The 12,805-nt window shown below is 69.3% G+C and carries 12 protein-coding genes and 1 riboswitch; of the genes, 2 read left to right on the forward strand and 10 right to left on the reverse strand.

The window, feature by feature from the left end; translation table 11 throughout:
• Both AOK01_RS12075 and AOK01_RS46305 read right to left on the reverse strand, forming a co-directional pair.
• On the reverse strand, nucleotides 1–1,629 hold the full coding sequence (locus tag AOK01_RS12075) for an ABC transporter substrate-binding protein (protein WP_055510968.1): 1,629 nt from the start codon (nucleotides 1,627–1,629) through the stop codon (nucleotides 1–3).
• Between the two features lie 281 nt (nucleotides 1,630–1,910).
• Nucleotides 1,911–2,027 (reverse strand): putative leader peptide, encoded by a 117-nt coding sequence (locus AOK01_RS46305; protein ID WP_342671038.1) that lies wholly within the window; start codon nucleotides 2,025–2,027, stop codon nucleotides 1,911–1,913.
• 35 nt (nucleotides 2,028–2,062) lie between these two features.
• A riboswitch (SAM riboswitch) is annotated at nucleotides 2,063–2,172 on the reverse strand.
• 104 nt (nucleotides 2,173–2,276) lie between these two features.
• Between AOK01_RS46305 and AOK01_RS12080 the strand changes: the two genes are divergently transcribed.
• Nucleotides 2,277–3,452 (forward strand): epoxide hydrolase family protein, encoded by a 1,176-nt coding sequence (locus tag AOK01_RS12080; RefSeq protein ID WP_055511002.1) that lies wholly within the window; start codon nucleotides 2,277–2,279, stop codon nucleotides 3,450–3,452.
• 103 nt (nucleotides 3,453–3,555) lie between these two features.
• On the forward strand, nucleotides 3,556–3,891 hold the full coding sequence (locus AOK01_RS12085) for a YnfA family protein (protein ID WP_055510969.1): 336 nt from the start codon (nucleotides 3,556–3,558) through the stop codon (nucleotides 3,889–3,891).
• Nucleotides 3,892–3,956: 65 nt separating this feature from the next.
• On the opposite strand, the gene AOK01_RS12090 is transcribed toward AOK01_RS12085, so the two are convergent.
• The 8 genes from AOK01_RS12090 to AOK01_RS12125 form a co-directional block, all read right to left on the reverse strand.
• Nucleotides 3,957–5,075 (reverse strand): DUF475 domain-containing protein, encoded by a 1,119-nt coding sequence (locus AOK01_RS12090; RefSeq protein WP_055510970.1) that lies wholly within the window; start codon nucleotides 5,073–5,075, stop codon nucleotides 3,957–3,959.
• 260 nt (nucleotides 5,076–5,335) lie between these two features.
• Nucleotides 5,336–6,697 carry an NAD(P)/FAD-dependent oxidoreductase gene (locus AOK01_RS12095; protein WP_055510971.1) on the reverse strand — a complete coding sequence of 454 codons (1,362 nt, stop codon included), beginning with the start codon at nucleotides 6,695–6,697 and terminating at the stop codon, nucleotides 5,336–5,338.
• Between the two features lie 170 nt (nucleotides 6,698–6,867).
• Nucleotides 6,868–7,812, reverse strand: a complete 945-nt coding sequence (locus tag AOK01_RS12100; protein WP_055510972.1) for an SGNH/GDSL hydrolase family protein — start codon at nucleotides 7,810–7,812, stop codon at nucleotides 6,868–6,870.
• 251 nt (nucleotides 7,813–8,063) lie between these two features.
• Nucleotides 8,064–8,666, reverse strand: a complete 603-nt coding sequence (locus AOK01_RS12105; protein ID WP_055510973.1) for a tellurite resistance TerB family protein — start codon at nucleotides 8,664–8,666, stop codon at nucleotides 8,064–8,066.
• Nucleotides 8,667–8,814: 148 nt separating this feature from the next.
• Complete coding sequence (gene ssuE / locus AOK01_RS12110) at nucleotides 8,815–9,384, reverse strand: NADPH-dependent FMN reductase (protein ID WP_055510974.1); 570 nt, start codon at nucleotides 9,382–9,384, stop codon at nucleotides 8,815–8,817.
• Between the two features lie 96 nt (nucleotides 9,385–9,480).
• Complete coding sequence (locus AOK01_RS12115) at nucleotides 9,481–10,248, reverse strand: alpha/beta hydrolase (RefSeq protein WP_055510975.1); 768 nt, start codon at nucleotides 10,246–10,248, stop codon at nucleotides 9,481–9,483.
• A gap of 1 nt (nucleotide 10,249) precedes the next feature.
• Complete coding sequence (locus tag AOK01_RS12120) at nucleotides 10,250–11,278, reverse strand: LLM class flavin-dependent oxidoreductase (protein ID WP_055510976.1); 1,029 nt, start codon at nucleotides 11,276–11,278, stop codon at nucleotides 10,250–10,252.
• A gap of 83 nt (nucleotides 11,279–11,361) precedes the next feature.
• Entirely contained in the window at nucleotides 11,362–12,702 is a 1,341-nt protein-coding gene (locus tag AOK01_RS12125) for an LLM class flavin-dependent oxidoreductase (protein ID WP_055510977.1), read from the reverse strand.
• Nucleotides 12,703–12,805 lie beyond the last annotated feature (103 nt).

The raw sequence follows: 12,805 nt of genomic DNA on the forward strand, positions 1-12,805 counted from the left end.
CTAGCCGATCCAGGTGTCGTGCAGTTGGATCCGGCTGGAGGCGTCGAAGTCGAGGTCGTGCACCTTCTTCGCCACTCCCAGCTGGGTCTGCAGTTCCACGACGGGAACGGTGTAGGCGTTCCGCACGATCAACTTCTGTGCTCGCTCGACCAGTTGTCGCCGCTTGTCCGAGTCGGTGGTCGCCGTCTGCTCGGTCAGCGCCGAGTCCAGGCCGCTCGTCGGCAGACGGTAGAAGTTGGCCAGTTGGGTGGAGTACTGGCTGCGCAGGATGTCGGGGTCGGCGCGGGTGATGTTGCCCCATGCCGCGTCGAAGTCACCGGCCTGCAGTGTCGGTGCCAACTGGGATATCTGCTGCTCCTTGAGCACCACGTCGACACCGACCGCCTTGAGCTGCTGCTGGATCAGTTCCAGTGCCGGCTGGTTCGTGGCCGCGTTGGCGAACCACGTGACGGTCAGGCGCAACGTGGCGCCGTTCTTCGACCGGATGCCGTCGCCGCCCGCCTTCCAACCGGCCGACGTCAGCAGCGACTTGGCCTTCGCCTCGTCGAATGCGAGGTCCGCGCCCAGGTCCGCGTAGTCCGGTGTGGTGTGCGCCAGAATGCTGGTCGCCGGCTTGGTGCCGGTCGGGAACACGGCGTCGACGATCTGCTGCCGGTCGATGGCGAACAGGATCGCCTGCCGCACCTTCGGGTCCTTCAGCAGCGGCCGGGAGTTGTTCAGCCCCAGGTTGAACACCGCACCGGGATTGGCCCGCGCCTTCAGGTCCACCTGGCCGCGCTTGAGCGCCGTCTCGTCGGCCTTGCCGACGCTGCCGATCGCGTCCACCTGCCCGGACTGGAGGCTGCCGGTGCGCACCCCGGCCTCGGGCACCACCTTGAACACCAGCTTGTCCAGGTACGCCTCGCCCTTCTTGGTCCACAGCGAGGAGCCCCAGGCGTACTTGGTGCGTTTGGCCAGGTTGACCGACCGGTTCTGCACGTAGCTCTTCAGCACGAACGGCCCGGACCCGATCACCCCCTTGCTGCACTTCTCCTGCGGGCTCTTCTTCACGCTAGCCGACGACTCGATACCCAGCGAGTGCGTCGAAGTGGCTTGCAGGAACTGCGCGTTGGGCTCCTTGAACTTCACACGCACCGTTTGCGGGTCGACGACTGCGGTGTTCTGCAGGCCGCTCAAGTAGCCCTGTGCCAGCGTGCCCAGGGCGCCGAGGTCCGGCACCGCGTCGAAGTTGTCCTTGACCACCTGTGCGGTCAGCGGCGACCCGTCGCTGAAGGTGACACCCGAGCGCAGGTGGAACGTGAACGTCGTGGCGTCCGCGTTGATGTCCCAGCTCTTCGCCAGCCACGGCACGTTCTTGCCGGTTCTGGGGTCCTGGTCGGTGAGCGAGTCCACGACCTGACGGAGCGAGTAGATCGTGTCGTTGCTGCCCACCTGCTGCGGATCGACGCAGCCGGCGTCGGACCCCACCGCGAACGTCAGCGTGCCACCGGCCCTGGCCGGGCCCGCACCGCCCGAGCCGGAGCTGTTCCCGCCGCTCGACGAGCAGGCGCTCAGTGCCAGTACGGCGGCCGTGACAAGTGCGGCGGGCGTGGTCCACCGGGTGGCTCCGGTATCCGGATACGGTTTCACGGAATCGTTTCTCCTACTCGAAAAACACCACGCCCACGCCGCTGCGTACGCAGCGGACCACGAGTGGTGTCGACCCCGTCCGGGGCAACTGGGTTCAGTCGGATTCAGGCGGATTCAGGCAGAAAGGGACGCCGACGGTGGCGTGACAGTGCCGTGGAGGCCGGCAGACCCTGACACGGCCCCTCACAGTCCACAGAGCGCTGCCGCGTGAACCGGGGCAGGCGGCAGAGGTGGGTCAGGTGGTCAGGCAGACGGACGGACAGGCAGCGGGTGGGACGCGGTCAGCTGTGACACAGGCAGCTGGTGATGCGCTGCAGGTCGATGTGACGCCGGCGGGAGAACCGGAAGAACGCGGGCGCGGTCGCGATCGAGGCGTTCAGGTCGACGTTGTGCCGCACCACAGTCCTCCAGATCGTCAGACCCCGCTCACGGGGTCACGCACTTGCGGAGCCAGCGACTCTGCCGGGCCTTCACCTGGAGCACCCCACCGCGTGCGAGGGTTGCCGGTCAGCAAGCCAGGGCTTGACGCTGACACTCGATGCCACATGCAACGGTACGTAGGGCCGTCCTCATCCGTCAATGGGTGATCGCGGCACCGGCCACCGTCCCTTGTCGCCGGCCGATCATGACGGCGTAGCATGCGCGTCATGTCGGACACAGCGCCTCAGCCGGAAGCTTTCGCCCCACGGACCGAGCCCGCGGCGCTGGAGGACCTCCGCGCGCGACTGCGGGCGACGCGCTGGCCGGACGCTCCCGAGGACGCCGGGTGGTCGCTCGGAACCGACGTCGGCTACCTTCGCGCACTCGTCGCCCACTGGGCGGACACCTTCGACTGGCCCGCGCAGGAAGCCGCGTTGAGCCGGCTGCCCCGCTTCCGCGTCCGGCTCGGCGGCCTGGGGATCCACTTCGTGCACGCGCGGGCCGTCGCGCCGACCGGTCCCGTACTGCCGCTGGTCCTCAGTCACGGCTGGCCGGACTCGTTCTGGCGTTACTCGAAGGTCGTCCCGCTCCTGACCGATCCCGGTGCGCACGGCGCCGATCCCGCCGACGCGTTCGACGTGGTCGTGCCGGACATGCCGGGCTACGGGTACTCCGACCGCCCCAGCGGCCCGCCGCTCAACTCGATCGCCGTCGCGGGACTGTGGGCCGAGCTCATGGACGTGCTCGGCTACGCGCGGTTCGGCGCCGCGGGCGGGGACATCGGCAGCCATGTGAGCCGCTACCTCGCGCTCGACCACCCGGACCGGGTCGTGGGCGTCCACCGCATGGACGGAGGACTGCCCTTCTTCACCGGCGACCCGGCCGAGCTCACACCCGAGGAGCGCGCCTGGTTCGAGGCCAGCGCGGCCTGGGGGGCGAGCGAGGGCGCCTACGGCGCCGTCCACCGCACGAAGCCGCAGACCGCCGCCGCCGGGCTCACCGACTCGCCGGCCGGGCTCGCCGCGTGGATCGTCGAGAAGCTCCGGGCGTGGAGCGACTGCGACGGCGACATCGAACGGAGCTTCACGAAGGACGAGATCCTCACTAACGTCACGCTCTACTGGCTCACGGAGACGATCGGTTCGTCGATGCGCATGTATCACGCGAACGCCGCGACCTCACCCGAGCAGCTCAGCCGGCGGGTCGAGGTGCCGTCCGGTTTCTCGCTCTTCCACGGCGACATCGTCCGCCCGCCCCGGGCCTGGCTGGAGCGCACGGCGAATGTCGTCTACGTGAACGAGCCGGCGCGGGGCGGACACTTCGCGCCGTTCGAGGAGCCCGAGCTGTACGCGGAGGAACTGCGCGCGTTCTTCCGCCCCTACCGGGCCGCGGCGCTGGGCTGAGACGACGCACACGCCGTACTTCCTCGCTTCCTCGCTTCCTCTGCCGGGCCGGCCACCGCCCGTTGAAGATCATGGACGTGCGCCGCGGGTAGGGTCGGTGACCATGACCGTCGCTCGTTCCCTTGCCCTGTTCGTCGCCGCCGCTCTCTTCGAGATCGGCGGCGCCTGGCTGGTGTGGCAGGGCATCCGCGAGCACAGGGGCTGGATCTGGATCGGCGCCGGCGTCATCGCTCTCGGCCTGTACGGGGTGGTGGCCACCTTCCAGTCCGACGACGACTTCGGCCGCATCCTCGCCGCCTACGGCGGCATCTTCGTCGCGGGATCGATCGCCTGGGGCATGGTCGCCGACGGCTACCGCCCCGACCGCTACGACGTCGCCGGCGCCCTGGTCTGCCTCGCCGGCATGGCCGTGATCATGTACGCCCCCCGCCCGCACTGACCTCGAACGGGCCCCGCAAACCGGCCAACGAGCAGGCGACTGCCTACGGCACCAGCCAGTTGGTACTAGGACGAAAGTGAGGGCACCGATTCGTCAGCCAGTGCCCTGTTGCGGCGTACGGAGGACCAGAAGGACCAGCCGATCAGGACCACTCCGACGAGGCCGGTGATCACCTCGTTGATCTCGTACTGGATGGTGACCAGGAGGATGACGGAGAGGGCGCCGATCGCGTAGTGGGCGCCGTGCTCCAGGTAGACGTAGTCGTCGAGGGTGCCCTGGCGGACCAGGTACACGGTGAGCGACCGGACGTACATCGCGCCGGTGCCCAGGCCCAGCGCCATCACGACGATGTCGTTGGTGACGGCGAAGGCGCCGATGACGCCGTCGAAGGAGAAGGACGCGTCCAGGACCTCCAGGTAGAGGAACATGAAGAACGCGGCCTTGCCGACGAGGGCCTTCGCGGAACGGGGCCTGCCGCTGCGCCGGGCCACGTCCTCCTCCTCGTGCTCGCGTTCCTCGTCCTCCTCGATCCTGTTCTCGAAGTGGCCGGAGAGGCCGCCCACGATCATGTAGGTGACGAGACCGGCGATGCCGGAGAGGAGGACCGTCTCCGCCTTGTCGGCGTGCACACCGCCGTGCTGGTGGGCGTGGGCCGCGAAGGTCAAGGAGGAGAGCAGCAGCACGATCAGGGCGATACAGACCGACAGCATGTCGACCTTGCCGAGTTTGGCGAGCGGGCGCTCCAGCCAGCCGAGCCACTTGATGTCCCGGTCCTCGAAGATGAAGTCGAGGAAGATCATCATGAGGAATATGCCACCGAACGCGGCGATCGACGGGTGGGCGTCGGTCACCAGTTGCTGGTAGCGGTCCTTGTCCGTCAGGGCGAGGTCGACCGCCTCGATCGGGCCCATGGACGCGCTGACGGCCACGATGACCACGGGGAAGACCAGTCGCATGCCGAACACGGCGATGAGGACACCGACGGTGAGGAAGATCTTCTGCCAGAAGGCACTCATCTTCTTCAGGATTCCGGCGTTGACCACAGCGTTGTCGAACGACAGGGAGATTTCGAGGATCGCGAGGATCGCCACGAGCCCGAAGGCGGTCCACCCCTCGTAGAAGACCGCCGCGACCAGGGCGAGCGCGGTGACCGCGAACGACCAGCCGAAGGTTTTCAGAATCACTGGTTACCCCATCGTGTGGTGAGGGCCGCGGGCCCTCGTTTTCCTGTCGTGCGAGTGGTCGGTGTCCACGGTCCCCAGAGTGGAAGGTGATGCCACTGATGGTGACGCGCACGGCGATGGTACCCACGGCGTCCTTGTCGCTCTCGCGGGGAACGGGTGCCAGGGCCGCGCTGCCGAGGCCGAGTTCACCGCCCGGCGGCCCCGCCCCCGCCGGTCCCGTCGGTCCCGTCGTCACGCCGGCCCCCGTCACGCCCTTCTCCTCAGCCGGCTTCGACGCGCTCTCGGATCTGCTCCGGGGTCAGATACGCGTTCGTGTACTCGAAGTCCCGCAGCGTCGCGGGCGTACGGGCCTGGAACCCGGTGCGTACGAAATCGTCCCCGGCCAAGCTGTTCAGCACCCAGTTGGTCGCCACGCGGGCCTTGGCCACATTGGTGCGCAGCGCCGACCAGTGGTAGCCGCGGGCGGCGATCAGGGCGGGCACACCGCGCAGTTCGACACCGAGTGGCTTGGACACGGCGTCGAGGCCGCCGAGGTCGACGACAAGTCCCAGGTCCTTGTGGATGTACGGCGTCATCCGCTGCCCGCGCAGCGAGGCGATGACGTTGTCGGCGACGTGCTTGCCCTGACGCATCGCGTGCTGGGCGGTCGGCGGGCAGACCGCGCCCTCCACATCCTTGGCCTCGTCCGGGACGGCGGCGGCGTCACCGAGCGCGAAGACCCCGTCGTGTCCCGGCAGGCACATCTCCGAGGTGACCGCGAGCCGCCCCTTGACCGTCTCGGCGCCCAGCGTGGCGATGAGCGGGCTCGCCGCGACCCCTGCGGTCCAGATCAGCGTACGGGTCGGGATGACCCGCCCGTCGGTGAAGGTGACCTCCTCGGGGCCCGCCTTGTCGATGGACACGCCCAGCGAGACGTCGACGCCCCGCCTGCGCATGATGTCCAGGGCGCTGCGGCCGAGCTTGTCGCCCAGTTCGGGCATCAGCTTCGGTGCGATGTCGATCAGGTGCCACTTGATCTGCTTCGGGTCGAGCCTCGGGTAGCGCTTGATGGCGTTGTGCGTCAGGCGCTGCAGGCATGCGGCGGTCTCGGTACCGGCGTATCCTCCGCCGACCACCACGAACTGGAGCCGGGACGCCCGCTCGGCCTCGTCCTGACTGGCGTCGGCGATGTCGAGCTGCGAGATCACGTGGTCGCGGATGTACGCGGCCTCGGCGAGCGTCTTCATGCCGCGGGCGTTGTCGGCGAGGCCCGGGATGTCGAAGGTGCGCGTGACGCTGCCCGGCGCCAGCACGATCTGGTCGTACCGTTCGTTCACGACCTCGCCCGTGATCTTGCGGACGACGCAGACCTTGGCCTTCACATCCACGCCGATGGCACCGCCGGGAATGATGCGGGTGCGGTACTTACGGCTGCGGCGCAGCGACACGGCGATCGACTGCGGGGTGAGCACCCCGGAGGCGACCTGCGGCAGCAACGGCAGGTAGAGCTGGTAGGAGAACGGTGTCACCAGCGCCAGGTCGGCCTCGTCGGGGCCCAGCTTGCGCTCCAGGCGGCGGACGCACTCCACTCCCGCGAAGCCCGCTCCCACCACCAAGATCTTCGGTCGTACCACGATGTCCATCCCTTCACCGGCCGCGTACTGTCGGGTTTCCCCACTCCCCTGTGCCCCCGAGTGCCCTCATCGCACATGCTGATCCCTCGATGGGACGAGCCGACGTACTTCCCCCGGCGAGTCGGCCTCCCGGCTTCCGTTCCCGGGGGATGCAGGTGAAGGTGGACGTGGGACGTCCGTCAGTGGCCGTGCCCCTTGCCCAGATGCTTGAGCACGGCGCGCGCCATGACCGCCTCGCCCTTGGCATTGGGGTGGGCCGGGGCCGCCGGTGAGGCCGGTTGCAGCGGCTCGATCCAGCGGACCGCCGGGGCCTTGCACATGTCGTGCCCGATCGTGGGCCCGTACGTGTCGACGTATTCGGCCCGGTTCAACCGCGCCACCACCCGCATCATCAGGTTGAGGCGCTTGCCCGTGTCGCGCAGATAGGGAAAGTCCTTCGCCGCGAACGGTACCGAGGGGTAGCAGCCGCTGCCGTCGTCCGGCAGGAGATCGGGGTAGCCGACGACGATGACCCGGGCGTGCGGCGCCCTGGCGTGCACGGCCCGCAGCACTCGGGCGATCTTGGGCGCGGTGTCGAGGATCTTCAGCGACAGCTGATCGACCCCGGACGACGTGTAGTGGCGCTGACACGGGTTCCCCGAAAGGTCCTGCGCGCTCAGCTGGGCGCAGGTGCCGATGATGGAGCTGAACCCGATGTCGTTGCCGCCGATCTGGACCGTCACCAGGTCGGTGCTGCGTTGCAGGCCGTTGAGCTGTGGGGGGTTGGTCCCCTGGGCCTTCCACATGTTCTCGGTCGTGGCGCCGCCGCAGCTGACGTCCTTGAACGTGGCCGCTCCGCGCTCCGACGCGACGAGTGAGGGGTAGTTGTGGTCGGAGCGGGCGCAGTTCGCGTCCACCTGCCGCGGGATCAACGGCCCCGAGGTGTAGGAGTCGCCCAGCGCGACGTAGTCCGTGCGCTTTCCGTGGTCGCTGTGGTTGCCGTGCTTGCCGGGGTTGCCGTCACCGTGTGCCGCGACGGGCGCCGCGGACGCGACGACGAGGACGCAGCCGCTCACCGCCGCTGCCACTGCGGTCGCCCGGCGGCGCCTCGATGGTGTCGTGCCGTAGTGGGTGCGACGGTTCATCGAGGTTCCCCCTGGGTCCGGGACGGCGTGACGGGCCGCCGACGGCGTCCGCGCACGGTGACTGGACTTGTATACCGGCCAGTTCACCGCGAGGACCAGAGGCGCGGAGCAGGTGGCTGCTGGTACGCGGCACGGACTCGCCGGTTCCGCGGGGGCAGCGGGGCCGTCGGCTCCGCGGGGCGGCGGAGCCGACGGCGGCGGTGACGGCATCTGTTCAGACGCCGAACTCCCTGGGCGACGTCCGGGCGACGTCAGACACCGAACTCCGTGGGCGACAGGCCGAGAACGGTGCAGGCTTCACGAATGGCGTACTGCTCGGACGCCTCGAACTGTCCGTCGGCGCCCGCGACCACCATGCCCGTCTGGACGACCGCGCGGGCTTCCGCCGGCTTCTTGGCCGCCTTGGCGATCTCCTTCAGGGCTTCGGCCTTGCCGTGTTCGAAGTTGGCGATGAGCCGGTCCACGTGTTGGTTGAAGCGCTGGCGAAGCTGCTCCGCCGGGAAGTTCTGCAGCACCTCGTTCGAGACGATCAGCTCCTCCACGCGCTGCCGCTCGGCCGGCTCGACCTGTCCGTCGGCCGCGGCCACCAGCGCGCACATGGCCATGCTGGCGTCCCGGTACGCGCCGCTCTTGAGCTCGGTCTTGACCGACGCGAGCTGGGACTTGAACAGCCCGACCAGCTGAGCCTTGGAGCCGCCGGAGGACGAGCCGGGCGCGTGGCCACCGCGCTGCCCCTGCCCGCCGGGAGCATGTCCCTGCCCCGCTGGGGCGTGTCCCTGCCCGCTCCCTCCCCTGCCGCTCTGGGACTGCTGGAGATTCTTGGCCTGGTCCTTGAGCCGGTCCCACATCGCCACTACTGCCACCTCGGCTTCTGCTGTTCCCTGTCAGGTCGTGATCATTTCTCACGCCTCTTCGCGGTCCGCCGGATGAACGGCTCCCGCGACCACAGAGGTTCCCGAATGGCAAAGGTAACGTAAAAGGATCATCCGCAGGGCTCGAATCTCAGCCGACCGGCGCCAGCACCGTCGTGCGGCCCGTGGTGCGGCCCCCCAGTGCCGCGGAGAACTGGTCCGTGACCTGCGCCAGTGCCTCCGCGGCGCCCGGCGCGACGGTCAGGGTGCCGTCGTCCCCCGCGGTGATGTCCTTGTCGAGCGTGAACCAGCCCTGGACGATGTGCGCGGCCCCCATGGAACTCAGGACCGGGCGCAGTGCGTAGTCGATGGCCAGAACGTGGGCCGTGCTGCCGCCGGTGGCGAGCGGCAGCACCGTCTTGCCGGTCAGCGCGTACTGCGGGAGCAGGTCGAGCAGCGACTTCAGCAGCCCCGAGTAGGCAGCCTTGTAGACAGGAGTACCGATGACCACTCCGTCCACCTGCTCGAACAGTGCCGTGGCCTCGACGACCGCCGGGTGCCGGAAGTCGGCACCGAGCAACGCCTCGGCGGGCAGGGTGCGCACATCGAGGGAGATGACGTCGTGGCCCTGTTCCCGGAGCCGGTCGTCCAGATGCCGCAGAAGTCGCGCGGTGCGTGAGGTGGCCGAAGGGCTACCGGAGACGGACAGAATCGCGGCCATGAGGGGACCTTTCGGGAGAGGCGGACGGTGGGCGGTGGGATTCAGAGTTCGGACGGAGCAGGTGGGCCGAGGTGTTCCGCCCGGTGGCGGCGTCGCTCACCAGGTGCTGGTCTCCACGGCGATCAGCGGCACCAGGTCGTTGCGCAGCGTCTCCAGGAAGGTGACGATCTCGGCCGCCACCGAACGGTGCTGGAGGTCGTTCAGAACGTCGTGGTGGGCACCCCGGACGACCGACAGGCGGGCACGGGGCAGGGACTTGGCCGTGCGGACGAGTGCGTCGTGGTCCGCGAGAGGATCGGCGTCGCCGACGAGGATCAGCGCCGGGACGTCGGCCTCGCTGTCGTGGGCCGCCGAGAGGAGGGCGTCCGGCACCGCCTCGTTGAGCGAGCCTCGCCGTACCCGGGTGTCGTCGGTGAGCCTGCCCCGGTGGGTGGGGCAGGACGTGCGTACGTCGAGTTCGTCGTCCCAGGTGCCGGCCGCGGTGGTGGCGTGGCCGGGAAGCCCGGCGAGTACGACGGCGTCGGGCCGTCCGGCGGCGGGGGCGTCCGCCCGGCCGAGGAGCGCGGCGACCGCGAGGGCCCCGGTGTCCGCGCCGAGCAGCACGACCGGGCGAGCGACACCGTCCTCACCTGCCGTCCCCTCACCGGCCGCCGCCAATTCGACGCCCAGGGCGTCCAGTTGATCGGCCAGGTCGGCGGCGTCGAAGTCCGGGGCGTCGATGACGCGGACGCGGTAGGCGTCGGCGGCCAGTCGGCTGCCCAGGCGGGTGTAGGTCTCCCGGGTCTCCCCCCTGCCGGGTACCACGATGACGGTGCCGCGGGTGCGCAGGCCGGCGGGGGCGTGGTGGTCGGTGTACTCGGTCATCTCAGACTCCTGCGGGTACTGGGTCGGTCGCGGGCTGCCAGCCCAGGGCGGGTGCCACCTCGGTGGCGATGAGTTCGAGGGCTCGTACGGCGGTGTCGTGGTCGGGGACCGCGGGGTTGAACTGTGCGATCAGGTCGGTCGCCAGAGGCAGGACCTTCTCCTGCCCGAGCTCCGCGACGATCTCCTCGGTCGAGCCGTAGAAGCAGTGGAAGCGGCGCAACGCCTCGTCCGGGGCCAGGCCCCTGGGGAAGGCGCCGCTCTGCGCCATGCGCAGGGCCGCCCGGTGGACGTCGTCGCCGATGTGTTGGAGTGCCGTGCGCCGGTCCTTCGCCGGGAACAGGAACCGGGACAGCCCGATCCGTGGGCGGCGCGGCTGGTCCCACGCGCCGAGGAACGCGTCGGCCCAGGGCCGCTGTATCTCGTCGGTGGGCGCGTCGAACCCGTACGCCGCACGGTTGAGCAGCAGGTTCGAGCCGCCGGCCGCGGCGTGCCGTGCGCCGGGCTCGCTGAAGACGCCCTGCCAGACGCGGTCGGTGAAGTCCCCGGCCGTGGGCTGGATGCGGAAACCGGGTGTACGCACCTCGTCGTTGGCCAGGGCGCGGCGCAGCACGGTGAGGTTCTCGGTGGTCAACTCGCGCTTGCGGGCGGGGTCCTGGCCGAACGCGGCGTACTCCACTTCGCTGTATCCGCTGCCGACGCCGATCTCGACACGGCCGCCGCTGAGTGTGTCGACGACGGCGACGTCCTCGGCGAGGCGGACGGGGTCCTCAAGCGGCAGGACCGTGATGGCCGTGCCGAGCCGGATGCGGGTGGTCCGCGCGGCGGCGTGGGCGAGGAAGGTCCAGGGTGAGGAGAGGCCGCCACCGCTGAGGGAGACATGATGCTGGGCGACCCAGCCGACGTCGAAGCCGAGTTCGTCCGCGACGACGAAGAGTTCCTGTGCGTTGCGGTAGGTCTGGGCCAGGTCGTCGCCTCGTCCCTGGACGTGGGTGAGGAAGCCGAGTCTGAAGCGCGGTGTCCGGGTGGTCATGAGGTGATCGCCTCTCAAGGGTCGGGCGGTGCCGAGGTCGTTACGGGCGCTCCGTCATCGGCAGTTGGCTCATGTGGCGGCCCTCAGTGGTCCACGACACCGCGCTCGCGGGTGTTGCGGTTGGCGGGGACCGGCAGGCCGAGGTTGCCGCGCAGGGTGTCGGCCGCGTACTCGGTGCGGAAAAGGCCGCGCTTCTGGAGGATCGGCACGACGCCGTCGACGAAGAGTTCCAGGTCGTCGTTGTTGCGGAAGGCGAGGTTGATGCCGTCGAGGGTGCCGGCGTCGAACCACTTCTCGATGGTGTCGGCGACGGTCACCGGCGCCCCGACGAACGGGGAGCGGCGGAACTCGCTGACCGACTCGGCCACTTGACGCAGGGTCAACTTCTCCGCCTTGGCCCGTTCGATCAGCTTGGCCGCGCCGGTACGGCCTCCCTTCTCGGCGAGGTGCGCCACGTCCGGGAACGGTGCGTCCAGATCGTGCCCGCTGAAGTCGTACGCGCCGAAGGAACGGCCCAGCAGCGCGAGGTTGCCGTCGAAGTCGTTGTCCTCCTCGAAGATCTCCCGCTCCCGGCGCCTGGCCGCCTCGTCGGTGGTGGCGACGACGGGGCCACCATGGATGAAGATCTTGATGTGCTCGGGGTCGCGGCCGTACGAGGCGGTGCGCTTCTTGATGTCGGCGTAGTACTCCTGCGCCTGCTGCAGTGAGCCGCCCGGCGCGTAGATGCCCTCGGCGACCCGCGCGGCGAGATCGCGGCCCTCCTCGGAGACCCCGGCCTGGAAGATCACCGGCTGGCCCTGCGGTGAGCGGGAGAGGTTGAGCGGGCCGGCGATCTTGAAGTGCTCGCCCTCGTGGTTCAGTTCGTGCAGCTTGGCGGGGTCCAGGAAGACGCCGCGCTCGACGTCGGCCGGGAACGCGTCGTCCTCGTAGGAGTCCCACAGGCCGCGGGCGACCTCGACGAACTCCAGCGCCCTGCCGTAGCGGGTGGCGTAGTCGAGGTGTTCGTCGAGCCCGTAGTTCCTGGAGGTGCCGGTGTCGAAGCTGGTCACCACGTTCCAGCCGGCCCGGCCTCCGCTGATGTGGTCGAGGGAGGCGAACCGGCGGGCGAGGTTGAACGGCGAGTTGTACGTCGAACTGGCCGTGCCGACCAGGCCGATGTGCCGGGTGTGGGTGGCGACCGCGGACAGCAGGGTCAGCGGTTCGAGCCGGTTGAGGTAGTGCGCCGGGTAGGTGGAGTTGATGAACTGGCTGTCGACCACGAACAGGGCGTCGAACAGGGCGTGTTCGGCCGCCTTGGCCTGCGCGATGTAGTAGTTGATGTCGATGCTGGCGTTCTTCGCGACCCGCGGGTCCTTCCAGAGACCGTGCTGGCCGGGGCCGCCGACACCATAGGGGTGCAGTGCGAGGTGGATCGTGCGGGACATACGAAGTCCTCTCGGTGGTTCGGTGGTTCGAGGGATCAGGAGTGACTGATCAGGAATGAGGGTTTCAGAAGCCAGGCGGTCGGTCAGGTAGTCGGGTGCCGTG

The organism is Streptomyces aurantiacus, assembly GCF_001418335.1.
GTDB lineage: Bacteria > Actinomycetota > Actinomycetes > Streptomycetales > Streptomycetaceae > Streptomyces > Streptomyces aurantiacus.